A 24,052-nucleotide genomic window follows, 5' to 3' on the forward strand; every position below is an offset into this window, starting at 1 on the left:
ATGACCGAAGTGCAAATCGTACCGACCGAGCGCTTGCCGCTCTCGGTGTTGACCGGGTTCCTCGGCAGCGGCAAGACGACCTTGCTGAAGGCGCTCTTGAAGCACAAGGGCATGGAGAAGACCGCGGTGGTGATCAACGAGTTCGGCGAGGTCGGGCTCGATCACCTTCTGGTCGAGCAGGGTGCGGAAGACGTGGTCCTGCTCGACTCCGGCTGCCTCTGCTGCACGGTCAGGAGCGACCTGGTGAAGACGCTGAGGAGCCTGTTCGTGCGCCGGGTCAAAGGTGAGGTGCCGGAATTCACCCGGCTGGTGATCGAGACAACCGGTCTTGCCGATCCGGCGCCGATCCTGCACACGCTCATGAACGATCCCTTGATCGCGGCCCGCTTCCGCCTGGACGGCGTCATCTCCACCGTCGATGCGGTGCACGGCTCGGGCCAGCTCGACCAGCATCAGGAATCGGTGAAGCAGGCGGCGGTCGCTGACCGTATCGTGCTGACCAAGACCGACCTCGCCACACCCGAGGCGGTGCGCCATCTGACCCAGCGCCTGCAGCGCATCAATCCCGCGGCACCAATTAAGCCAGCGGTCCTCGGCTCGATCGAGCCGGACCAGCTTTTCGATGTCGGACTCTACGATCCGAAAACGAAGAGCCCGGATGTGCGCCGCTGGCTGAACGAGGAGGCCTATCGCGACGGACCCGACCACGACGAGCACGACCACGACCACGACCACGACCACGACCACGATCATGACCACGGCCATGGCCACGAGCATGGTCATGAGCATGAGCACGATCACGCCGACCACGATCACGGCGCCCTCGACGTCAACCGCCACGACGATCACATTCGGGCGTTCTGCCTCTCCTACGACAAACCCTTCGAATGGCCGCGCATTGCCGGCGCGCTCGATCTTCTGGCGCAGACCCATGGTCCGGTGCTGCTCCGGGTCAAAGGCATCTTGAACGTGGTGGAGAGCGAGCAGCCGGTGGTGGTGCATGGCGTGCAGCACATGTTTCACCCGCCGGCAACGCTGCCGGCTTGGCCGGACGCCGATCACCGCTCACGGCTGGTGTTCATCACCCGCGATCTCGACCGCGAGCAGCTGACCCGCACGCTGGACGCGCTGCTCGAGTCGATGGAAGCAGCAGAGTAGCGCCGCGACGAAAGACCCTCACCCTCACCCCCACCCTCTCCCGCGGTGCGGGAGAGGGAGACGAAGGGCGCGCTGTCTCATGCCCCCTCTCCCGCACCGCGGGAGAGGGCCGGGGTGAGGGTTTGAATACAGACTCTAGGGACCCGGCTGCTCGCGGCGGCGCCGGCCGAGGCCGACGGCGTCTTGCAGGCGGGCGATGCCGCTGGCACGGCTGGTGGCGCCCGGGCTGCCGGCGACGAGCCGCTTCAAGGCGCCCGAGGCCGCGACCGGGCCACCCAAGGCGTAGGTTTCGTGGTTGGCTTCGATGTCGGCGGAGCGGTAGCCGTAGTTCACCATCATGCCGGCGGACTCGACGAGACCCTTGGGCGAAGTGTCGGCGAGCCAGTTCAGCCGCTCGACGCTGGCGCCGTTGCCGAGGTGGAACCGCGCCACCGGGTCCAGCGGCTTGCCGCCCCGACGCTCCGCCAGGAGATAGACGGCGGCAAGGCGCGACAGCGGCGCCCGTAGGATTTCGGTCCACTCCGGCTTCGCGTGCCATCGCGGTTGCTCCAAGAGAGCGCGGAAATCTTCGCCCTGATCCGCCGCATGGGCCGCCTCGGAAGCAGCCACGCGCTCGTCCGTCGCCAGGTAGTCGTTCAGGTCCTCCAGGGTGAGCTTGCCGAGCCAGCGCCGGAAGCCCGGGATCGGCGACAGCGTGGCGTAGGTCTGGAGCCGCGGGAACTCCAGAGCCAGATCGTCGACCACGTTCTTGATGAGGAAGCTGCCGAAGCCGATGCCGCGAAGCCCCTCCTGGGTGTTGGAGATCGAATAGAAGATCGCGGTGTCGGCCTGCCTCGGATCCTGCAGGGGTGCCCGCTCGTCCAAGACCGCCTGAATGCTGCCGGCCATGCCGCGCACGAGTGCCACCTCGAGGAAGATCAAGGGCTCGTTCGGCATGCGCGGGTGAAAGAAGCCGTAACATCGGCGGTCGGCATCGAGGCGGTTCTTGAGATCCCCCCAAGAGCGCACCCGGTGCACTGCCTCATAGCGCGACAGCTTCTCCAGGAGCGAGGCGGGCGAGTCCCAGGTGATGCGTCGGAGCTCGAGGAAGCCAACATCGAACCATGACGCCAGCAGCGCCTTCAGGTCCAAATCCAGGCTTTCCAGCGCCGCATCGCCGTCGGCGGAGCCAAGCAGATCGGCGCGAAGATCGACGAGGAACTTCACCCCGTCAGGCAGGCTGGCGAACTGCGTGACGAGGCGCACCCGCGGCGCCAGCATGGCGAAGCGTAAGGCGCGTTCCGCCTCCAGGCGCTCGACCTCGTCCGTGGAGGCGACGTAGCTCTCGACCGCGCGGCCGAGCTCGTTGGTATCGAGGGCGAAGTCGGTGGCGAGGATCTTGAGGAAGCGCTTGCGCCCTTCGGTGCTGAGCCCGAGATAGGCGCCGCCCAGCTCGGCCGCCCGGGCGCGGGCGGAGACCTCTCCGCCCTTGGCATCGAGGCACTCGCGGAATTGCGTGCGGATCGTCTCGGCGTCGTCCTCGCTCACGCCGGGATCGCGGATACGGCGCTCGGCGAAGCCGGCCCGCTCGGCCAAGTCGCGCCACATGCTGCTCAAATTGGCGAGCGTGCGGTCGAAGAAATCCGGCGTCTTCGCGCTCATGGCAATCCGTGGCATCGCCTGGTGGCTGCTGTCGCGGGCCAGCCTATCGCGGATCGGCTTCTCCTGTCAGCGGCCACGAGCGCGCGAATTTTGCATGGCTGCAATCGCAGGTGCGGCGCATCGGCGGCATTGATCGGAGCGGTCGTTGCAGGCAGGTTTGCGCGCTTGCGGCCGCCCCGTCGAGGATCATGGACAGCGGCACGGGAACGATGGACGGCTCGCAATGAAGCTCCGCGACCTGGCGCTGGTTCTCCTGATCAACCTCATCTGGGGCCTCACCTTCATTGCCGGCAAGATCGGGCTCGGCGAATTGCCGCCGGTATGGTTCACCGGCCTCCGCTTCGCCATTCTCCTCGTAGCGCTGGCGCCGATGCTTCGCATCGTGCCGCAACAGATGCCGCGCATTCTCGCGGTGGCGCTGTTCTCCGGTGCCTTGCATTTCAGCCTGATGTACTCCGCGCTCAAGCTTGCGGCGGACGTCTCGACCGTGGCGATCGTCTCGCAGCTGGCCCTGCCCTTGGCCGTAATCCTGGCGGTGGTAATGCTGAGAGAGCGCATCTCCCTCCTCCGTCTCCTCGGCATGGTTGCGGCGTTTGCCGGCGTGGTCGTGATCGGCTTCGATGCGCGCGTCTTCGGCTACATCGCCGCGGTCTTGCTGGTGATCGCCGCCTGCCTATCGATGGCGTTCGCCCAGATCCTCATGCGCGGCCTCCGGAACGTCGGGGTGTTCAACCTGCGGGCATGGGTGGCGCTGGTCTCGGCGCCAATCCTGCTGTTGCTGTCGCTGGGACTCGAGACCGGGCAAGTCCAGGCGATGCGCGATGCCTCGCCGTTGGCCTGGGCGGCGCTCGCCTACACGGCGATCGGCTCGTCCCTCATCGGCTTCGGCGGCATGTACTATCTCTTGAAGCGCTATCCCGTTTCCTTGGTCACACCGCTCTTCCTGCTGGCGCCCATCTTCGCTGTCATCGCCGGTATCACCCTCCTCGGCGATGTGATCACGCTTCGGATGATGGTCGGCACCGTGGTGACCCTGGCGGGCGTTCTCGTCATCACCCTCGCCCGCAATCTCTCCCCCGGCGCCTCCGCCTGACGCGGCTCGGCTTCCGCGTCATGCCGGCAAGCGATCGAATAGGATCGTCGGCTTCTCCTTGTAGGTGGTGCGCTCGAATAGGCGGTAGCCGCATTTCTCCGCGACGCGGATGGAGGCGAGGTTATCGGGGCGGATCATGCAGACGGTCCTGGCGGCAGCGAAGTGCCGGTCGCCCCAGGTGCCGGCGGCGCCGACCGCCTCGGTGGCGAAGCCCGCGCCATGCGCCCACCGGGCGAAGGCCCAACCGATCTCGGGCATGCCGTTCAGCGACGGCTTGATGTCGCGTCGATAGTCGGCAAAGCCGACCTCACCCATGAACCGGCCGGATACCTTCTCCTCGACCACCCAGAAGCCGAAGCCGAGCCATGCCCAATGCCCGGCGTAGCGCAGGAGCCGGGTCCAGACTTCTTCCCCGGTGAAGGGCTTGCCGCCGATAAAGCGCGTCACCTCCGGATCGGCCCACATGGCCAGGCAGGCCTCGAAGTCCTGGACGCGATGGCCGCGTAGGGTGAGGCGCTGGGTTTCGATGGTGGGGACACAGGGCGACACGGGAGGGATGCCTCGCTTTCAAGGGGTAAGATCGGCGACCGACACTACAGGCCGAGATAGGCCTCGCGCACGCGGTCGTCGCGCAGCAATGCATCGGCCGGGCCTTGCATGGCGATGCGGCCGTTCTCCAGCACATAGGCGTGGCGCGCCAGTCTGAGCGATGCGGCGACGTTCTGCTCGACCAGCAGAACCGTCAGCCCCTCCGCATTGAGCCGCCTGATGACGCGGAAGACTTCTTGGACGATGGCGGGGGCGAGACCCAGGGACGGCTCGTCGAACATGATGAGCTCGGGTTGGCCCATCAGGCAGCGGCCGATCGCCAGCATCTGCTGCTCGCCGCCCGACAGCGTGCCGGCGATCTGGCGGCGGCGCTCCAAGAGCCGCGGAAACAGCTCGTAGACCTGGCTCAGCATGGCCGCGGCACCGCTGCGGGCCCGCGGGATTGCGGCACCCAGATCGAGATTGTCGGCGACGCTGAGGGAGGGGAAGATCTGGCGACCCTCCGCGACTTGGCCGATGCCGAGATTGCACACACGGTGGCTCGGCCAGCCGGTGATGTCCTCGCCGCCGAAGCTGATGCGGCCCTTTGTCGGGGCCGCCATGCCGGCGATCGCGTGGATGAGCGAGCTCTTGCCGGCGCCGTTCGAGCCGATGATGGCGACGATCTCGCCTGGCTCGATGCGGAGCGAGACCCCGTCCAGCGCCTGGGCGTCGCCGTAGTGGAGATCGAGCCCGACCACTTCCAGAGGTGCCTTCATGCGAGCGCCTCTTGGCCCAGGTAGCACTCGAGCACGGCCGGATCGCGCACGACGTCCTCGGGCCGCCCCTCGCTGATCTTCTCGCCGTGATTGAGCACGATCACCCGCTGGGCCAGCTGCATGACCGCGCGCATGACATGCTCGATCAGGAGGATGGTGAGCCCGGTTCGGCGATTGAGCTCGGCCAGCATGGCGACCATACGATCGGTCTCGGTCGGGCGCAGTCCGGCCATCACCTCATCCAAGAGCAGGAGCCGCGGCCGCGTCGCCAGGGCGCGTGCCAGCTCCAAGCGCTTGCGATCGGCAAGCGTCAGGCTCACCGCCAGGCGCCGGGCCTTGTCCTCGAGCTCGAGCAACGCCAGCAAGCGCCGGGCTTCCTCGCGGGCGGCAGCGACCGTGGGGCTCCATTTGAGCGCGCCGATCAGCACATTGTCCTCGACCGAGAGCTGGGCGAAGGGCCGCACGAGCTGAAAGGTTCTGGCGATCCCGGCCTGGCAGACCTGGTGCGGGGCAAGCCCGCGAAGGCTGAGCTCGTCGAGCCGGATCTCGCCCGCATCGGCGGCCAGCGCGCCGGCAATGATATTGAAGAGCGTGGTCTTGCCGGCACCATTGGGACCGATCAGCGCCACAACCGCGCCCGGCTCGATCTCGAAGCTGACGCCGTCGACCGCGATCAAGCCGCGGAAGCTCTTGGAGACGCCGGCAAGCCGGAGCAGGAGCTCACTCATCCTGAGGAGGCTCCAGGCCCAAGCGCCGTCTCAGCCAAGGCCAGACCCCTGTCGGCAAGACCATGATCACCAGCAGCAGGACGAGGCCTTGGATGATCTGCTTGGCGCCCGGAAGCGCCATGCCCGTCGCCTCCAAGGCCCAGGTCGTCGCCCGACCCAGTAGGGTCAAGAGAAAGGCGCCGACGACCGGTCCAAACAAGGTGCCGATGCCGCCGACGATGGGGGCGAGGATCGCCTCGATCGACCGCTCCGTCGAGAAGATCTGCTCGGGATAGAGCGTGTTGTAGTAGAAGGCGTAGAACACCCCGGCGAGCGAGGTCATCGCCGCCGACAGCGCAACCGCGATGAGGCGGTAGCGGAAGATGTCGATGCCCATCGCTGCCGCCGCCTCGGGATCCTCGCGGATGGCAAGCCAGTAGTAGCCGACCCTGCTGGTCAAGAGCGCATGGCAGAGGAGGAACGCGCCGGCGTTGAGGGCCAGCAAGAGATAGTAGAACATCGATGGCGGCCCCCTGAGCGCCAGGGGATCGAGCGCGCCGTGCTGGACCGGGAGGAAGAGCCCGCTCGCACCGCCGACCCAATCCAGATGATCGAAGAGGATGCGGGTGAACTCCGCAAAGGCGATGGTCAGCAGCGCGAAATACACACCCTTGACGCCGAAGCGGAATCCCAACCCGCCCACCACCAGGCCGGCCAGCGCCGCGAGAGCCATCCCGACGAACAGCCCGAGCGTGGGCGCCACGCCCCAACGCACGAACAACGCCGCCGAGACATAGGCCCCGAGGCCGAGATAGAGCGAATGGCCGAGGGAGAGCTGACCGGCAAAGCCGGTCATCACGTTCCAGGCCTGGCCGACATAGGCGAAGTAGAGGACGAGGATCAGCACCGATAAGAGATACGAGTCGAGCAGCAACGGGGCCACCAGCATCGCGGCCGCGAACAATGCGAGCGCACGAAGTTGAGCCGGCGGCGTTCGGGTTCGCGCCATCAACTCCGCCGGCCCATGATCCCGCTCGGCCGGAACAGGAGCACAACGATCAACAGACCGAAGCTCACCATGCTCTTGGCCGAAGGCGAGAAGAGAAAGCCGGATACGGCCTCCGATACGCCGATGAGCACGCCGCCGATCAAGGCACCGGTCATGCTGCCGAGGCCGCCGATGATGACGATGACGAAGGCGAGCAGGGTGAATTGCGGGGCCAGCATCGGCGTCGCGTCCAAGAGCAGGACCATGAGCGAGCCGGCGGCCCCCACGCATGCGGCACCCAAGCCGAAGGTGAGCGCGTAGAGGCGCTTGATGTCGAGGCCGATGACGGTGGCGCCGAGGAGATTGTCAGCGGACGCGCGGATCGCCTTGCCCAAAATGGTGCCATGGAAAAAGAGGAAGAGCAGACCGGCCAGCGCGATCGCGGCCAGCGCGGCATAGACCCGCACCTTGTCGAGGAGCAACGGCCCGACTTCGAAGGCGTCGTAGGCATAGGGAAGGTTCACGTGCCGCGCATCGGGACCGAAGGCCAGTAGCAGCAGGTTCAAGACGATGATGCTGACCGCCAGCAGCAGCACGAACTGCTCATGCTCCGGGCGGCCGATGAAGGGGTTCACCACCCAGCGCTGCAGCTGGTAGCCGACGACGAAGAGGGCGGCCGCCACCACCGGCAAGGCCCAGAGGGGGTCGATGCCGGTCCAATGGGAGAACCAGAACGCGGCGAACATCGCCATCACGGTGAGCTCGCCATGGGCGAAGTTCACCACCCGGACCACGCCGAAGATGACCGAGAGCCCGAGCGCCATCAGCCCGTAGACGAGGCCGGTCAAGATCCCGGTCGCGACGATGTTCAGATAGAAGGAGACGGGCATCCACTCGTCATACGCGGGCTTGACCCGCGTATCCATTTCTTGTCTCGGCGATCAGCAGCACGATGGACCCCCGGGTCAAGCCCGGGGGTGACGATGAAATGCGGTCCATCGTGGCGGTGCTGGCGCTATCCGCGCTCGCGCCAGCCGGGCATCGGGAAGACCGGGGCCCTGACCGCCGCCTCCTTGGGCAGCACGACGGTGGGGGTGAGCGCGTGGTTCTGCACGGCGGCCGAACCGATGGCGTTGTTCTGGCCCTTCTCATCGAAGCGGATCGGGCCGCCGACCAGCATGTGGTCGGCGATGTTGGTCTGGCGGAGCGCTTCGGCGATCGCCTTCGGGTCGGTGGAGCCGGCGCGCTTCTGCGCTTCGGCCGCGATGAGGATCGCCTCGAAGGTGAAGCCGACATTGAAGGCATCGGTCTCGAAGCGATTCTTCGGGAACGCCTTCTTGAAGGCGGCCTCGACGGCCTTGGTCATCGCCGCGGTGGCGCTGGGCCAGGGCACGTTGGAAACGCAGAAATTCGCGTAGCCGCCGAGCGCCTGGTAGAACTCGTCGTCATACATGCCGGGGCTGCCCGGGCTGACGATGCCCATGGGCTCGTAGCGCTGCTTCACCATCTCGCGGATGAGACGGATCGCATCGCCGGCCCGCGTGGTGACCATCACCAGCTCGGCCCCGCTCGCCTTCGCCTTGGCGATCTCCACGGACAGATCCTGCGCCTTCGGGTCATAGGCGATGGTCTCGACGATCGGGAACGGCATCGACAAGGTCGGGAACAGCCGATCGATGGCCGCACGGTTCGCTTGGCCGAAGGTGTCGTTGGCATGGATGTAGACGGCACTCTTCGGCGTCTTCCCCGTCGCCTGAAACAGGTCCTTCATGAGATTGAGGCCGTTGCGGATCAAGGTCGGGCTGGTGGGGAAATTGCGGAAGGTGAACTTGTAGCCCTGATCGGTGATCTTCGGATCGGCGGCGACGTTGATGACGAAGGGCACCCCATGCTGCTCGGCGGCTTGCGCGATGGCGCCGCTGGCCCCGGAATCGAAGGCGCCGACCAGCACCTTGGCGCCGTCATTCACCAGCTTCTCCGCCTGGGTGCGGGCGATATCGACATTCGATTCGAAGTCGACGCTAGCCACCTCGACGCGGTAGCCCATGTCGGCGAGTACGCCGGGCGCGATCTCGGCTCCGCGCTGGCAGGATTGTCCGGCCTGGGCGAGAAAGCCGGAGCGCGGCAACAGCACGCCGACCTTGAGGACTGGCGCCTGGGCGCGGGCCGGCCGAAACGGCACGCCCTGGAGCGCCAGGGCGGCGACGGCGCCGGCGCTGAAGGCGCGGCGCGTGGGCTGGAAGCGGGTGGGTCGGGTGGGTCGCGTGGGTCGTGCGGGCATTGAGTCCTCCATGGCACCGGAGCCTATGCATCTGCGGGCGAAGTCTAATGACCGCTCAGCGGCCTCACAAGCAAGCCGAATTGCGCCAGGGCGATCCTTGCTCCCTCGCATTCAGGTTCGTATCCTGGCCCCAGCTGGGGAGGGATGTCCTTGAAAACCGTCGCCACGCTGCCGCATCGGGTGCGTCTGATCGAGAATGTGTTCATTCCGGCCGCCGACGGCGCCCGGCTGGCAGCAAAGTTCTGGCTGCCGGAGGACGCGGAAGCAAAGCCGGTACCGGCGCTCCTCGAATACATCCCCTACCGCAAGCGCGACTTCACCGCCCAGCGCGACGAGCAGACCCATCGCTATCTGGCCGGGCACGGCTATGCCTCGGTGCGCATCGACTGCCGCGGCGCCGGCGATTCCGATGGCGTCATGCTGGACGAGTATCTGAAGCAGGAGCACGACGACGCGCTCGATGCGATCGCCTGGCTCGCCCGGCAGAGCTGGTGCACGGGGCGCGTCGGCATGTTCGGCGGCTCCTGGGGCGGGTTCAATTCCCTGCAGGTGGCCGCACGCCGGCCGCCGGCGCTCCGCGCCATCATCACCGTGGTCTCCACCGACGACCGCTATGCCGACGACATGCACTACATGGGCGGCGCGCTGTTGAACGACATGCTGTCCTGGGGCCAACAGTTCTTCGCCCAGCGCGGCCGACCACCGGATCCGGCCATCGTCGGCGAGCGTTGGCGGGAGATGTGGTGTGAACGTCTGGATGCGCTGGAGCCGCAGATCGCCACCTGGCTCGCCCACCAGCACCGCGATGGGTTCTGGAAGCATGGCTCGGTGTGCGAGGACTTCTCCCAGATCCAATGCCCGGTCTATGCCATCGGCGGCTGGGCCGACGGCTATTCGAACGCCGTCTTCCGCCTGCTCAAGGGCCTGACCGTACCGCGAAAGGGTCTCGTCGGGCCCTGGGGCCATGGCCGGCCGCATTTCGCGCTCCCCGGACCGCTGATCGGCTATCTGCAGGAATCCCTCCGCTGGTGGGACCATTGGCTGAAGGACCGGGACACCGGCATCATGCAGGAGCCGATATTGCGGGCCTGGCTGCAGGAGAGCGTGCCGCCCCGCGCCTTCTACGACATGCGGCCGGGAAGCTGGATCGGCGAGCCGTCTTGGCCGTCGCCCAACATTGCCGAGCGCCGCTTCGTCCTGGCTCCGGGTGGACTCGTGGAATCGAAAGCGGCGGATACGCCGATGCCGATCCGCTCGCCGGAATCCCTCGGCATCGCTGGCGGGGAATGGTGTCCCTTCGGCGTGGGCGGCGTCGGACCGGAGATGCCGTTGGATCAGCGCATCGACGACGGCGGCTCTCTCAATTTCGATACGGCACCGCTGTCGGAGCCGATGTCGATCCTGGGCGCGCCGGTCGCTGCGCTGGAGCTGCAGTCGGACAAGCCCAGGGCCATGGTGGTGGTTCGCCTGTCGGACATCGCTCCGGACGGTGCCGCCACGCGAGTCAGCTACGGGGTGCTCAATCTCGCCCACCGCGAGAGCCATGAGCGGCCGACGGCGATCGAGCCCGGGCGGCGTATCCCTGCGCGCGTCGCCTTGAACGACATCGCGCACACCTTTCCCCGCGGGCACCGGCTGCGCCTATCGATCTCGACCGCCTATTGGCCGATCGTCTGGCCGTCGCCCGATGGAGCGATCCTGACCGTGCTCGCGGGCGCCAGCACATTCCTCTTGCCGGTGCGCAAACCGCGGGCCGCCGACAAAGCCCTGACCCCCTTCGGCGAGGCCGAGGGCGTACCGCCGCTCGCGGTCACGGTCTTCCGCCCGGGCAAGATCGAGCGCACGATCCGCCGCGACGTCGCCACCGGCGAGGTCATCTATCGCATCGATCGGGACGATGGCCGGGTCAGGCTGGAATCCGCCGGCACGATCCTGGAGACGGTGAAGAGCACCGACTATCGCGTGCGCGACGACGAGCCGCTTTCGGCCCGATCGGAGATTGCCGTCACCTTCCGCATGGAGCGCGCCGACTGGCGAGCAACGGTGGCGACCAAGGTGGTCTTGACCGGCGACGCCTCGCATTTCCGGCTGATGACCGACCTCGACGTCTATGACGGCGAGGCGCGCATCCATTCCCGAAGCTGGGACCAGCGGATCAAGCGCGATCTCGTCTGAGGCGAAGGACGGCGGGGCCCGATCGGCCGGACCCCGCCGAAGTTTGCGCATGAACGAGCGAAATTGCCGCCGAAGCGCTATGCTAGGCCGAACTTGCTGAACAGCACCCGCTGCCCGTCCGGCGAGAGCGCCGGTTTGATGCCGTTGCGGCACAACGCGGCGCTGACACCATGGGTCAGGAACACGTAGGACCCGGATTCCTCCATCAGCGTCTGCATGCGCTGATACATCCGGTCGCGCTTGGCGCGATCTTGCTCGCTCAGCGCGGCGACGTGCAGATCGTCGAACTCCTTGCTGCTGAGCCGCTCCCAGTTCCATTCGCCGATTTGGCTGGTGACGTACCAGGCCGTGGCCCATGAGGGATCGGGCTGCATGCTGAAGCGCACGATGTGCAGGGCCATCTTTTTCCACCCGCCGCTCTTGTCGCTGGCCAGCGCCTTTTGGGCACCGGCATCGAAGGGGGTGACTACGGCGGTGATGCCGATTTGGGCGAGGCTGGCGGCAACGACTTGGGCGGCGCTAATGAACTCCGCCGAGTTGCGCACGCCGATGTCGGTCTTGAAGCCATTGGGATAGCCGGCCTCGGCCAGCAACTGCTTGGCCTTGGCGAGATCCGGCTTCTCCACCAGATTCCGCGGGCGATGGCCGATGAGACCGGGCGCAATGACGCCCGTCGCTCGAGTGACGGCCCCAAAGAAGGCGCCTTCCAGCACGGAATCCACATCCACCGCGAGTTGAACGGCCTTGCGCACGCGGATGTCCTTGAAAATTCCATCTTCGCTTTGCATGCCGAGCCACCAGAAGGCGAGCGACGGTTTGACGATCAGCGTGGATCCGGTCGGGGGCTTTGCCTTGAGCCGAGGAACCGCGGAGGCGGGTAGTTGCGGCGTGAAATCGAGCTCTCCCGCTTGATGGGCCACTTCCGCCGCATTGGCATCGACGATGCTGATGTAGTGGATCTCATCGAAGACCGGCTTGGGACCGGTCCACAGCGGGTTGCGTTCGAGAATGACGATCCGGCGTGTCTCGAATTTCTGAATCCGATAGGGCCCGGAGACGGCGGGGACCGACGTCGTGATACGCTGGCCGTCCAGCTTCTCCACGGCCTTCTTGCAGAGGATCACCCCGGAGCCGGACGGCAGCGTCGACTCCCACAGCGGCATGAACGGCTCTTTCATCACGATCACGCCGGAATGGGTGCCGGTGACCTCCACCTTGTCGAGCTTTTCCCAATCCACGCGATAGGCGGCCTTCATGTCCGGATTGGCGATCCGCTCGTAGGAGAATTTGACGTCTTCCGCCGTCACCTCGCCGAATCCATTCGACCAGGCGATGCCCGGCTTCAGCTGAAAGCGGATGTGGGTCGGCGATTCCTGAACGATCTCGGTTGCGTACTCCTTCTCCCAGCCCCACTCGTCTCCGGCCTTGACGGTGATGAGGCCGCCGCAAAGGCAGCGCATGATGTCGTCCTCGATCGCTCCGAGGCGGTTCGCCGGGTCAAGGATTCCGGGATTCCCATAGGCGCGAACACGAAGAACCTTGGTCGATTGCGCGAGGGCATTGGTGTTCGGCGACAATCCCGCCAAGGCGCCGGCTGCGGTGCCGGTTTGCAGGAAGCGCCGCCGAGATAGGGTGTTCCACGACATGACTTCCTCCCGATATGGTTCAGACGCCGAGTCGGCCTCCTAGCGAGGGGTACGGACGCGCGTTTTTCTTGAATTCCGAGCTTCGGCGGCAAGCAATTCTGACATGTCCGCGCCGGCAGGAGAAGCCGAGCACCTGCCGGCACCGCCGTTGCTTGCCGTCCGCAAGGGCTTAGGATGGGACGTCACCCCTTGGGAGTCCCGGCATGCGCATCTTGGTGATCAACCCCAATACGACCGCATCGATGACCGCCAGCATCGGGGCGGCAGCGAGCGCTGCAGCTGCGTTCGGCACCGAGATCGTCGCCGTCAACCCCAAGGACGGTCCGGTGTCGATCGAAAGCCAATATGACGCGGCCTATGCGGTGCCCGGCATGCTGGAGCTCATCCGCGACGGCGAGGGCCAAGGCTATGACGGCTACGTCATCGCCTGCTTTCGCGATCCTGGGCTGGAAGCCGCGCGCGAGATCGCCGCCTCTCCGGTGGTCGGCATCGCCGAGGCGGCCATGCACATGGCGAGCCTGATCGCCGACGGCTTCTCCATCATCGCCACGCTGCCGCGCTCGGTCGCGGTGCAGCAGGCACTGGCGCGCCGATACGGCTTCGAGCGGCATCTCAGGAGCGTGCGCGCCGCCGGCGTGCCGGTCCTGGACCTGGAGGATGCGCATTCCGGGGCCGCCGACAAGGTGAAGCGGGTGGTCGAGGAAGCGATCACCGTCGACGGCGCCGAGGCGGTGCTGCTGGGCTGCGCCGGCATGGTCGATCTGGCCCAGCGCCTCAGCGAGGAGACCGGCGTTCCGGTGCTGGACGGCGTCAGCGCGGCCGTCAAGCTGGTCGAGGCCATGGCCGGGCTCGGCCTCAAGACCAGCAAGGCCCGTTCCTATGGGAGCCCGCGGGCCAAGCCCTATGCCGGCCGCTACGCCGCCGCGGCACCCGGGGGTGGATTTTGGGAGGGGGTGGTCCCTACCCCCTCCCCGACCCTCCCCGGCACGCCGCCGGCGAAGGCAGCAGAGTAGCGTTGACTCCGAACCCTCGCCCGCGATGCAGGAGAGGGGTCAACGATGTCGTTTCCGGCGCCCTCTCCCGCACCGCGGGAGACGGTCGGGGTAAGGGTCTTATTTCTGCGGCACGTAGCCGGGAAAGCCGGGAGTGCCGTAGCCGGGGAAGATCTCGACGCTGGCCGAGCCCGGCGGCGGCTTCATCCCGAACCATTTCTCGTAGATGACGGCGAGCGCGCCGTCCTTCTTCATGCTTTCCAGGATGAGGTCGACCTTGTTGCGGAAGGCCACGTCGTCGTGGCGAAAGGCGAGCGCGTAGACGCGATCGGCCGCCATGGTCAAGCCGACCCGGATCCGCTTCTCCTGCTGGGCCGCATAGAGGGCCCGCGGCAGGTCGAGGATGGCGGCGGCGGCCTGGGTCGAGAGGACGGCGCCGACCACGTCCTCGGTGCGGTCGAAGCGGACGATCTGGAATCCCAGCTTCGGGCCGTTCTCGCTGGCCCAGGTGTCGCCCTGGCCGCCCTTCAAGGCGGCGACGGTCTTGCCTTTGAGCGCGTCCGGGCCGTTCATCTCCGCCTCGCCCGCCCAGACCAGAACGCCGAGGCCGGTGGTCATATAGGGCTCGCTGAACAGCATTTGGCCGGCGCGCTCCTCGGTGACGACCGTCGCGGCCACAACGAACTCGTAGCGCTTGGCGGCGAGCCCGGCGAAGATCCCGGAAAACCGCTGATCGCTGATCTCGTAGCCTGGGCGCCCCAGCCGCCGGGCAAGCTCGGCGGCAAGATCGATGGAAAACCCGGTCAGGGTCCCGTCGGCCTGGCGCATGGCGAAGGGCGCGAACCCCACATCGGCGGCCACCAGCAAGGGTTTTTCGGGATTGGGGTCGACCGGCTCCGGGGTCTGAGCGCCGGGCTTACCCGGGCCCAGCACCAGGAACGCTAGGCCGAGGAGCAGCGGCAAGAAGCCTCTTGAGCCGCGGAACTGAGCGATCGATGCGGCGCCGGCGGTCATTCCGGTGGCGCCGTCGCGCCGGTTTGCTGGGTGATGATGCCGTAATGCTCGACTCGCCGGTGCTTGGCGAAGTTGAAGATGGTCTCCTTGCCCATGCGCGCCTGATCGAGATCGCAGTCGTGGACGACGAGCTCGTCGCCGAGGGTCGCGACCTGGGCCACGATCTCGCCCGAGGGCTGAATGATGCAGCTGCCGCCGATCATGCCGACACCCTCTTCCACTCCCGCCTTGGCCACGCCCACCACCCAGGTGGAGTTTTGATAGGCGCCGGCCTGCATGGTCAGGTGGTTGTGGAACATGCGGAGATGGTTGGGCTCGAATGCGGCAGTATTGCGGTCGGGCGTGTTGTAGCCCAGCAACACCAGCTCGACGCCCTTCAGGCCCATGACGCGGAAGGTCTCGGGCCAGCGGCGATCGTTGCAGATGCACATGCCGATCACGGCCCCTTGGCTGCGCCAGACCGGAAATCCCAGGTCGCCGACCTCGAAGTAGCGCTTCTCCAGGTGCTGCCAGGGCCGCTCGGGCTCGAATTCCATGTGCCCGGGCAGATGCACCTTGCGGTACTTGCCGACGATGCGGCCCGCCTCGTCGACCAGGATCGCCGTGTTGAAGCGCCGCGTGCGGCCGCCCTCGCGGGTGAGCTCGGCAAAGCCGAGGTAGAAACCCATCCGGTAGTCGCGGGCGGCCTCGAACAACGGCCGGGTCGCGGCACTCGGCATCTCCCACTCGAAGAAGGCATCGATCTCCGCCTGGTCGGTCATGTACCAGCGCGGGAAAAACGTGGTGAGTGCCAGCTCCGGGAAGACGATGAGCCGGCACCCCTTGCCATGGGCGGCGGCCATGAGGTCGAGCAGGCGCTTGACCACGCTCTGGCGCGGCTCGGCCCGGGCGATGGGCCCGAGCTGGGCCGCGCCGACGGTGAGGATGCGGGCCATTCAACCCCCTCCCGCGGACAACATCCGGCCGGCCACGGCATCGAAGCCCTCGGTCAGGCGGCCCAAAGGCTTCGCCGACGTCGGCAGGGCGCAGCGCTGGAATTGTCCGCGGCCGCGTGCCTCCACCACCTTGCCACCCTCGGCGACGATTTCGCCGCGGGACAGCACCACCACCGGCCAACCCGTGAGCTGCATGCCCTCATAGGGGGTGTAGTCCATGGCGTCGTGAAGCATGCTTTGGCTCACCGTCACCTGCTTCTTCGGGTCCCAGAGCGCGATATCGGCATCCGAGCCGACGGCGATGGTGCCCTTGCGCGGGTAGAGCCCGTAGAGCTTGGCCGCATTGGTCGCGGTCAGCGCCACGAAGCGGTTGAGATCGATGCGCCCGCGCCCCACACCCTCGGAGAACAACAGCGGCAAGCGCAGCTCTATTCCCGGCACCCCGTTCGCCACCACCTTGAACGGCGCATTGGTGCCGTGGTGCTTCTTGCCCTCGCTGCCTTCGTAGCGATAGGGCGCGTGATCGGAGGAGACGACCTGAAAGACGCCGGTCGTCAGCCCGTTCCACACCGCCTCCTGGCTAGCACGGTCGCGGGGCGGCGGGCTGCACATGCATTTCGCTCCCTCGAAGCCGGGCTTGTCGAGATCGTCGGCGGTCAGGAACAGGTATTGGGGACAGGTCTCGGCATAGATGCGGAGCCCCTGGGCCTGCGCCCAGCGGATCTCCTCGATGGCATCGCGGTGGGAGACATGCACGATCAGGATCGGCACGTCGACCAGTTCCGAGAGCGCGATCGCCCGGTGCGTCGCCTCGCGCTCGGCCAGCCCGGCATGGGCGACGGCGTGGTATTTCGGCTCGGTATGGCCGGTCGCCAACAGCCGGTCGGTCAGCCACTGGATGACGTCGTGGTTCTCGGCATGCACCATGACGAAGGCGCCCTCGGAGCGGGCGAGCGCCAGCACCTCCAAGACCTGGCGGTCATCGAGCCGGAGCGACTCGTAGGTCATGTAGATCTTGAACGAGGTGTAGCCGTCCTTGATCAAGGCCGGGAGCTCCTGACCCAGAACCTCCGCGGTCGGATCGGAGATGATCATGTGGAAGGCATAATCGATGACCGCCTTCGGCTGGGCCAGCGCATGGTAATCGTTCACCGTCTGCCTGAGCGACATGCCGCGATACTGCGCGGCGAAAGGAATGATGGTGGTGGTGCCGCCGCCGGCCGCCGAGCGGGTGCCGGTGTAGAAATCATCCGCGGTCCTCACCCCCGAAGAGGAGATCTGCTCGATATGGCAGTGGCCGTCGATGCCACCGGGGAGCGCCAGCAGGCCGCTGGCGTCGATCTCCCGGAGGCCGCGCTCAAGCCCCTCGCCCAAGGCGGCGACACGGCCGGCGCGGATGCCGATATCGGCGGTGACCGTATCGGCGGCCGTGACCACCGTGCCGTTGCGGATGACGAGATCGAAAGCGGCCATGGTCAAGGCTCCAAAGTGAGGGCAACTCAGCCTGCCGGGTGAGGTTTCCGCTTGCCGTAGATCGCTTCCAGCCGCGGCAGGTAGGCCTCCGCCGCGGCCCCTTTGCGCGCTGCCGGCGGCGTGATCGGCGGAATCTCCCGCCAGAAATGGCAAGCGACCCGATCGCCGCCGCCGATCTCATCCAGGTGCGGCTCCTCGATGCGGCAGCGTTCGCGCGCATGCGGGCAGCGCGTATGGAAGCGGCAACCCGAGGGCGGATTGAGCGGGCTCGGCACGTCGCCCTCGAGGATGATGCGGTCGCGGGGCGCCGTCGGGTCCGGCACCGGGATCGCCGAGAGCAGCGCCTGGGTGTAGGGATGCTTCGGGTGGCGGTAGAGCTCGCGCTTGGCCGCGAGCTCGACGATCTTGCCGAGATACATGACCGCCACCCGGCTGCTCACATGCTTCACCACCGCCAGGTCATGGGCGATGAAGAGATAGGAAAGCCCGAAGCGATCCTGCAGATCCTGCAGCAGGTTCACGACCTGCGCCTGCACCGAGACGTCGAGGGCCGAGACCGGCTCGTCGCAGATCACCAGCTTCGGCTGCACGGCCAGGGCGCGCGCCACGCCGATGCGCTGGCGCTGGCCACCGGAGAATTCGTGCGGATAGCGCTCTTCATGCCAGCTCGACAGGCCGACCAGCTCCAAGAGCTCGCGCACGCGCTGGCGGCGCTCGCCGGCATTGCCGAGCCCGTGGATCCGGAGCGGCTCGGCGATGACGTCGCCCACGGTCATGCGCGGGTTGAGCGAGGCGTAGGGATCCTGAAAGATGATCTGCATCTCGCGCCGGAGCCGGCGCAGCTCGGTCTTGCCGAGCGCAAAGACATCGCTGCCGTCGAAGGTGACGCTGCCTTGGGTGCGGTCGATCAATCTCAAGATCAGCCGCCCGGTCGTCGACTTGCCGCAGCCGGACTCGCCCACCAGCGCCAAGGTCTCGCCGGCATCGAGGTCGAAGCTGACGCCGTCCACCGCCTTGACCGATCCCTGCTGGCGCGACAACAGGAGCCCGCGCCTGACCGGGAAATGCTTCACCAGATCGCGGACCGACAGGATGGGTCGAGCGGCGGCGGTCATGACGCGGTGGCACCGAACATTGGGCTGCGCGAACCACCCCCTCCCCAACCCTCCCCCCTCAAGGGGGAGGGAGTAGAAGGTAGGTCTCCGCTTCGATTCCCTCCCCCCTTGCGGGGGAGGGTTAGGGAGGGGGGTATGGCGGACATTGACTGGTCCTACGCCACATGATGCTCGAGCGGCGCCTTCCAGCAGGCGGCGCGGTGGCCGGGCTTGATCTCGACCAAGGGCGGTTCCTCGGCGCGGCAGCGATCGTCGGCCAAGGGACAGCGCGGATTGAACTTGCAGCCGGCCGGCATGGCACGCGGATTGGGCACCGTGCCGGAAATCGTCGCCAGACGATCCTCCTCGACCGCGAGCTTGGGAATGGAGCCGAGCAGGCCCAAGGTGTAGGGATGCTGCGGATCGCTGAAGAGGGTGCGCACATCGGCCTGCTCAACGATGCGGCCGGCATACATCACCACGACGGCATCGGCCATCTCGGCCACCACGCCCAAGGAATGGGTGATCAGCATGATGGCGGTGCCGGTCTCCTCCCGGATCCGACGCATGAGATCCAGGATCTGCGCCTGGATGGTCACGTCGAGGGCGGTCGTGGGCTCGTCGGCGATGAGCAGCATCGGCTCGCAGGCCAGCGCCATGGCGATCATCACGCGTTGGCGCATGCCGCCCGACATCTGATGCGGATAGTCTTCGATGCGCCGCTCCGGCGAGGGAATGCGCACCAGACGCAGCATCTCGATGGTTCGCGCCCGAGCCTCGCCATGGCTCACATCGCGGTGGAGCTGGATCCCCTCCATGATCTGCTGGCCCACGGTGTAGACTGGGTTGAGCGAGGTCATCGGCTCCTGGAAGATCATCGAGAGCTTGTTGCCGCGCAGGTGGCGCAGCTCCGCCTGGCTCTTGCTCAAGAGCTCATCGCCCTCGAACAGCACCCGGCCGCCGGCGATGCGCCCTGGAGGCTGCGGCACCAGCCCCATGATCGACAGCGCGGTGACACTCTTGCCGCATCCGGATTCGCCGACGATGCCGAGCGTCTCGCCCCGGGCGAGATCGAAGCTGACGCCGTCGACGGCACGGAACTCCCCGGCGCTGCTGCCGAAATAGGTGCGCAGCTCGTGCACGCTAAGGAGGCTGGGCGCCGCGCCGGGCGAAGGTTCTATCATCGTCCCGGTGCCCTGCCCATGGGGAATACCATCGGCGACATCTCCTCGACCGTTCGTCCGGCCCAATCCCGCGCCTGGGCTCCGGCAAGCGCCCGGGCTTGCGCTTCGGCGAGCTTCGCATGCGCCGCTTCAATGTCGATGGTGAGAACGCGGCCGCCGCGGACCACCTGCGCGCCGTCGACATAGACATCCTGGATCGCCCGCTCGCAAGCGGAATAGATGAGGCTTCGGAGCGGCTCGCGCACCGGCCGCATCGCCGGATGGGCGAGATCGACCAGGACCAGGTCCGCCTTGGCGCCCACCGCCAGCCGACCGATGTCGTCGCGCCCCAGCGCCCGGGCACCGCCCACGGTGGCGGCGGTGAACACCTCGGCGGTCGAGGCGCCGCGATAGTCGCCGGCCATGACCCGGGCCAAGGTCGCCGCCCAGCGCATCTCTTCCAGCATGTTGTGGGGAAAGGTGTCGGTGCCGATGCCGACATTGACCCCGGCGGCGATGTAGCGGTGCAGATGATTGAGGACGATACCGCGGCGCACGAAGACATTGGGACAATGGGCGAGGCTGGCGCCCGCATCCGCGAGGCGCCGGAGATCATCGGTCTCGGGCCAATGGAGCCAAGGGTGGTCGTTGATGAAGATGCCGTGGCCGATGATGGTGCTGGGGCCGAGAACGCCCAGCGACTCCAGAAACTGGATGGGCGTCTTGCCGTGGCGCCGGGTGATCTCCTGGAACTCGACCACGCTCTGCGCGGCGTGAATCTGCAAAGGCACGCCGAGTTCCCGGGCGGCATCGCGGCTGGCCTCGAGCAGTGCCGCATCGCAGGTGTCGATCTGCGCCGGCGCCAGCATGGCATCGATGCGCCCGCTCGGGTGCTGGCGCGCGCGGCGAACCACGTCCACCGCCTGATCGAGGCCCTTCATGCCGGCGGCGGTGTCCCAGCTGTACTCGACCGCATGCCCATTCTGCGTCGTCCAGGAGGCGGAGCGGAACATCGGTCCCAACACCGCCCTGATGCCGGTTGCGGCGAGATCATCGGCCCATCCCGGCCGGTTCCCGGAGAGATCGACGAAGGTGGTCACACCGCTCGCCAGGAGCTCGGCCACCGCCACCTCGGTCGCCGCCGTGGCGGCTTCCGGTCCGAGCCGGAATATCGGCATGTACTCATAGAGCGAGCTCATGCCGAGCGCGGGGCTGCCCAGCTCCTCCAGCAGCCCCTTGTTGCCCGGCTCGGAGGTGGGGTGGCTGTGAATATTGACGAGCCCCGGCAGCACCAAGCGATCGCGCGCATCGATCGTGGCGGTCGCCTCGCCCTCATAGCTCGGACCGATATAGGTGATGGCGTTGCCCTGAAACGCCAGGTCCACGTCGCGCAAATAGACGTGGCTCTTCTGCCCGACATCCCACGCGACTAGCCAAGACGCGCCCTTGACGAGCGTTGTGCTCACTCAGCGGCGCTCCGGCGCGGCTGCTTCTTAGCCAAGGCGCGACAGAGGGCGGCGGCGACCGCCTGATATTCGCTGCGTGCCGCTTTGACTCCGGCGGTGAAGCGCAGATAGCCATGGATCAAGCCCGGCGCCAGGCGATACTCCGTTGGAACCCCGGCGCGCTGCAGCTTGGCTGCGAAGGCCGCGGCTTCGTCGCGCAGGCAATCATATTCCGCCGCGGTCACCAGCGCCGGCGGCAAACCGGTCAGATCCTCGGCCTGCAAGGGTGCCGCCAAGGGATTCCTGGTGAATCCGTCGCCGCCGACATAGTGGCGCCAATACCAGGCCATCGCGCTGCGCCTCAGCAAGGGGCCGTCGGCCAGCTGAATGTAAGAGAGCGTGTTCAAATTGCAGTCGGTCACCGGATAGTTGAGCATCTGGAAGGCGAGCTTGGGCCCGCCGCGGTCGCGCGCCATAAGACACACGCCGGCGGCGAGCGTGCCGCCGGCGCTGTCGCCGCCGACGGCGATCCGCGCCGCATCGACGCCGAGCTGAGTGGCTTCCTCGCCGACCCACCCGGTCGCCGCGAAACAATCCTCGAGCCCGGCCGGAAACGGATGCTCCGGCGCCAGCCGATAATCGACGCTTACCACCAAGCCCTTGAGGTCGCGGGCGAGTGCTGCGGCGACGCCGTCATGGGTATCGATGCTGCCGACCACCCAACCGCCGCCATGGAAATAGACCAGCGCCGGCATCGGCGCCGCTGCTTCGCGGTGGCGATAGAGCCTGACCTTGACCCCTTGGGCGATCACGCGATCTTCGACCTGAAGCTCGCTCGGCCTGGGCGGGCGCGAGGCGGCCGAGAGCTCCTCGACGCGGGCGCGCACGACCGTGTGCGGCAACTGTTCGGCCGGCACCGGATAGGCGGCCTCCATGGCCGCGATGAAGGGCAGGAGTTCAGGATCGAGTGGCAAGGGAAACCTCGGCGGCGCGGTTGGAGGAATGAGCATGGGTCAAGGCGAGGTCGCTATTTGAAGTCTAGATGGCAGGGCTTGTACAGAGGTGGCCGCTTCGGGACCGGGACCATGGCCTCGGCGGACGGAGGGGCGAGCGGTCAGCTGACGACGGTCTTGCGCGGGTGGCGTGAGCAGGATCGATTCGGTCTCCGGAGGGGTCCCACTCCCGGCCCCGATTCGAGCGGAGCCCCTTCACGTGCCTTCGGGAAAGAAAACGTCGTCGCTCCTCGCCGAGGGTGAAATGACATGGCCTTGTGGGTTCGGCGATGCCGACCGCCCAGGTGTTGTGTGTCCTCTGTCGTTCCTTTCTCAATGCGCGAGCGGACGCGATTCGAGGTGGCGTTCGGCCCGGGCGATTTTCGTTGTCTCACGGCGCCAAGGCCGACAGACTTCGCCTTCAAAGGTCGCATTAAGCGATTGGGGCGGGGCTTAATGAAACAGCGCAGGCGTGGTACGCGCGCGGCCGCAGCCGTCGTCGCACTGGGTTTGGCGGTAGCACCGGTGGCGGAGGCCGTTGCGGCTCAGTGCGTCAACCGGCCGGAAATCGAAGCCCGGCAGGTGCGCTTGCTGCAGACCGAGCTCATGGTCGCCGCGCTTAGCTGCAAGCATGGCGAAAGCTACGAGTTCAGCGACCATTACAACGCCTTCGTGAACAAATTTCGTGGCTCGCTGCAGCAGCACGCGGCGGTGCTGAAGCAGGAGTATCGACGCCTCTACGGCGCCCAGCACGAGAGCGCGCTTGATCGCTTCATCACCCAGATCGCCAATACGGCGGCCGAACGCAGCTTGCATCAGCCGAACTATTGCGTGACGGTGCGGCCGGTGTTCGAAGAGGTGCTCACGCTGAAGGCGAGCGACCTGCCTACCTATTCCGAGCGCCTGGCGCAGGCGAGCGAGGCGTCTCAGGCCGTCTGCGGCGCCGGCAAACAGGCCGCCCAAAGACCAGCCGGGTAGATCCAGCAGCGCTGCACGCCGAGACGAAACGGGCCGCCCGACCCGGCGGCCCGCCTCTCAAGCTTCGACAGCCAGAGCTCCCTTAGGGGAACACGATCTCCGCCCGCCGGTTGCGCGCCTCGCGCACGCCGTCGCCGGTCGGCACCAGGGGCTCGCTCTTGCCGCGGCCCACGGTTGCGACCTGGCCGGCAGGCAGGCCTTCGCGGACGAGGAAATCCTTCACCGCCGCAGCGCGGCGCTCGGATAGACGCTGGTTGTACGGCACCGTGCCCATGGTGTCGGTATGGCCGGTCACCATGATCCGAGTGGTTCCGGACTTCTTCGCGTTGTCCGCCGCATCCTTGAGGACGCGCGCCGCTTCGGGGGTGATGTCCGACTTGTCGAAGTCGAAGAACACCAGATAGGTGCGCGGCACCACCGGCGGCTGCGCGGCTGGTGCGGCTGGAGCGGGAGCGGGTGCCGCCGCCGCCGGCCTGGCTTCGAGCTCCGTCATCTGCCGGAGGAATTCGGCTCGGCATGAGGGGTTCGGGTCGCCTTCCCACTCATCCTCGATCCAGCAGTCGAACGAGGTCTGCGCCTTGGCCGCCGCGGCCGGTGCGCGGTCGCGCGCGCCGCCGTTCAGCACGTTGATCAACCGAGTCCGCGCCGCAGCGAGCTCGTCCGCCTTCGTTTGCGGCATGACATAGGTGCCGAGCCAGAAGACCTGCGGCGTGATCGTCACCTCGGCAGGCAGCACGGCTTCGCCCTTGGACGCGGCCAGCCCTTTGCGGGCGAACCAGTCGCCATGGGACCAATCGAATTCCTGGGTAGCTTCTTCCACCGCCAACTGTCTGTAATTGTCGGTCAGCGCCGCAGTGAACGGCTTACCCCCGAAAGTCGTGGCGCCGCGCAACGCCGTGACATCGCTGCCGATGCATCCGGCAAGCAATGCCAGCGCGGCAAAGCAGAGTAAGGTTTGCCATTTCTTCAT

At 66.9% G+C, this 24,052-nt stretch carries 21 protein-coding genes; 5 read left to right on the top strand and 16 right to left on the bottom strand.

Features of this window, described 5'->3' with window-relative positions; genetic code table 11:
- Positions 1 to 1,158: a GTP-binding protein gene (locus HY058_09525; GenBank protein MBI3497527.1), complete on the top strand. Its 1,158-nt coding sequence runs from the start codon at positions 1 to 3 to the stop codon at positions 1,156 to 1,158.
- A 135-nt stretch (positions 1,159 to 1,293) separates the two neighbouring features.
- Here the strand turns inward: HY058_09525 and HY058_09530 are convergent, their stop codons facing one another.
- Positions 1,294 to 2,799, bottom strand: coding sequence for a malonyl-CoA decarboxylase family protein (locus HY058_09530; GenBank protein ID MBI3497528.1), 1,506 nt, complete (start codon positions 2,797 to 2,799; stop codon positions 1,294 to 1,296).
- 223 nt (positions 2,800 to 3,022) lie between these two features.
- On the opposite strand from HY058_09530, the gene HY058_09535 reads away from it, so the two are divergent.
- Positions 3,023 to 3,892: a DMT family transporter gene (locus HY058_09535; protein ID MBI3497529.1), complete on the top strand. Its 870-nt coding sequence runs from the start codon at positions 3,023 to 3,025 to the stop codon at positions 3,890 to 3,892.
- An 18-nt stretch (positions 3,893 to 3,910) separates the two neighbouring features.
- Here the strand turns inward: HY058_09535 and HY058_09540 are convergent, their stop codons facing one another.
- The 6 genes from HY058_09540 to HY058_09565 all read right to left on the bottom strand — a co-directional run bounded on the left by HY058_09540 (position 3,911) and on the right by HY058_09565 (position 9,175).
- Complete coding sequence (locus HY058_09540; protein ID MBI3497530.1) at positions 3,911 to 4,441, bottom strand: GNAT family N-acetyltransferase; 531 nt, start codon at positions 4,439 to 4,441, stop codon at positions 3,911 to 3,913.
- A gap of 44 nt (positions 4,442 to 4,485) precedes the next feature.
- Entirely contained in the window at positions 4,486 to 5,199 is a 714-nt protein-coding gene (locus tag HY058_09545; protein MBI3497531.1) for an ABC transporter ATP-binding protein, read from the bottom strand.
- Positions 5,196 to 5,927 carry an ABC transporter ATP-binding protein gene (locus tag HY058_09550; GenBank protein MBI3497532.1) on the bottom strand — a complete coding sequence of 244 codons (732 nt, stop codon included), beginning with the start codon at positions 5,925 to 5,927 and terminating at the stop codon, positions 5,196 to 5,198. Before HY058_09550 ends, HY058_09545 begins: the two co-directional genes overlap by 4 nt.
- On the bottom strand, positions 5,920 to 6,915 hold the full coding sequence (locus HY058_09555; protein ID MBI3497533.1) for a branched-chain amino acid ABC transporter permease: 996 nt from the start codon (positions 6,913 to 6,915) through the stop codon (positions 5,920 to 5,922). The genes HY058_09550 and HY058_09555 overlap by 8 nt, the downstream gene beginning before the upstream one ends.
- Positions 6,915 to 7,784, bottom strand: a complete 870-nt coding sequence (locus HY058_09560; protein ID MBI3497534.1) for a branched-chain amino acid ABC transporter permease — start codon at positions 7,782 to 7,784, stop codon at positions 6,915 to 6,917. Before HY058_09560 ends, HY058_09555 begins: the two co-directional genes overlap by 1 nt.
- Before the next feature lie 125 nt (positions 7,785 to 7,909).
- Complete coding sequence (locus tag HY058_09565; GenBank protein ID MBI3497535.1) at positions 7,910 to 9,175, bottom strand: ABC transporter substrate-binding protein; 1,266 nt, start codon at positions 9,173 to 9,175, stop codon at positions 7,910 to 7,912.
- A gap of 150 nt (positions 9,176 to 9,325) precedes the next feature.
- On the opposite strand from HY058_09565, the gene HY058_09570 reads away from it, so the two are divergent.
- The gene (locus HY058_09570; GenBank protein MBI3497536.1) at positions 9,326 to 11,350 is read left to right on the top strand and encodes a CocE/NonD family hydrolase; all 2,025 of its coding nucleotides are present in this window, start codon (positions 9,326 to 9,328) and stop codon (positions 11,348 to 11,350) included.
- 77 nt (positions 11,351 to 11,427) lie between these two features.
- On the opposite strand, the gene HY058_09575 is transcribed toward HY058_09570, so the two are convergent.
- Positions 11,428 to 12,996, bottom strand: a complete 1,569-nt coding sequence (locus HY058_09575) for a twin-arginine translocation signal domain-containing protein (protein ID MBI3497537.1) — start codon at positions 12,994 to 12,996, stop codon at positions 11,428 to 11,430.
- Positions 12,997 to 13,199: 203 nt separating this feature from the next.
- Here HY058_09575 and HY058_09580 point away from each other — a divergent pair, with 203 nt between their 5' ends.
- The gene (locus HY058_09580; GenBank protein MBI3497538.1) at positions 13,200 to 14,009 is read left to right on the top strand and encodes an aspartate/glutamate racemase family protein; all 810 of its coding nucleotides are present in this window, start codon (positions 13,200 to 13,202) and stop codon (positions 14,007 to 14,009) included.
- A 99-nt stretch (positions 14,010 to 14,108) separates the two neighbouring features.
- Here the strand turns inward: HY058_09580 and HY058_09585 are convergent, their stop codons facing one another.
- The 7 genes from HY058_09585 to HY058_09615 all read right to left on the bottom strand — a co-directional run bounded on the left by HY058_09585 (position 14,109) and on the right by HY058_09615 (position 22,086).
- Positions 14,109 to 15,002, bottom strand: coding sequence for an amino acid ABC transporter substrate-binding protein (locus HY058_09585; protein MBI3497539.1), 894 nt, complete (start codon positions 15,000 to 15,002; stop codon positions 14,109 to 14,111).
- Positions 14,999 to 15,937 carry an N-carbamoyl-D-amino-acid hydrolase gene (locus HY058_09590; protein MBI3497540.1) on the bottom strand — a complete coding sequence of 313 codons (939 nt, stop codon included), beginning with the start codon at positions 15,935 to 15,937 and terminating at the stop codon, positions 14,999 to 15,001. Before HY058_09590 ends, HY058_09585 begins: the two co-directional genes overlap by 4 nt.
- Positions 15,938 to 17,410, bottom strand: a complete 1,473-nt coding sequence (hydA, locus tag HY058_09595; protein MBI3497541.1) for a dihydropyrimidinase — start codon at positions 17,408 to 17,410, stop codon at positions 15,938 to 15,940. It lies immediately after the preceding gene.
- A 26-nt stretch (positions 17,411 to 17,436) separates the two neighbouring features.
- Positions 17,437 to 18,525: a dipeptide ABC transporter ATP-binding protein gene (locus HY058_09600; GenBank protein MBI3497542.1), complete on the bottom strand. Its 1,089-nt coding sequence runs from the start codon at positions 18,523 to 18,525 to the stop codon at positions 17,437 to 17,439.
- A gap of 155 nt (positions 18,526 to 18,680) precedes the next feature.
- On the bottom strand, positions 18,681 to 19,688 hold the full coding sequence (locus HY058_09605; protein ID MBI3497543.1) for an ABC transporter ATP-binding protein: 1,008 nt from the start codon (positions 19,686 to 19,688) through the stop codon (positions 18,681 to 18,683).
- Positions 19,685 to 21,133, bottom strand: a complete 1,449-nt coding sequence (locus HY058_09610) for an amidohydrolase family protein (protein ID MBI3497544.1) — start codon at positions 21,131 to 21,133, stop codon at positions 19,685 to 19,687. Before HY058_09610 ends, HY058_09605 begins: the two co-directional genes overlap by 4 nt.
- Entirely contained in the window at positions 21,130 to 22,086 is a 957-nt protein-coding gene (locus HY058_09615; protein MBI3497545.1) for an alpha/beta hydrolase, read from the bottom strand. Before HY058_09615 ends, HY058_09610 begins: the two co-directional genes overlap by 4 nt.
- Before the next feature lie 474 nt (positions 22,087 to 22,560).
- Here HY058_09615 and HY058_09620 point away from each other — a divergent pair, with 474 nt between their 5' ends.
- The gene (locus HY058_09620) at positions 22,561 to 23,082 is read left to right on the top strand and encodes a hypothetical protein (GenBank protein MBI3497546.1); all 522 of its coding nucleotides are present in this window, start codon (positions 22,561 to 22,563) and stop codon (positions 23,080 to 23,082) included.
- A gap of 82 nt (positions 23,083 to 23,164) precedes the next feature.
- Here HY058_09620 and HY058_09625 read toward each other — a convergent pair whose 3' ends face one another.
- Entirely contained in the window at positions 23,165 to 24,052 is an 888-nt protein-coding gene (locus HY058_09625; protein MBI3497547.1) for an OmpA family protein, read from the bottom strand.

The sequence above is a fragment of the Pseudomonadota bacterium genome (assembly GCA_016195085.1).
GTDB lineage: Bacteria > Pseudomonadota > Alphaproteobacteria > SHVZ01 > SHVZ01 > JACQAG01.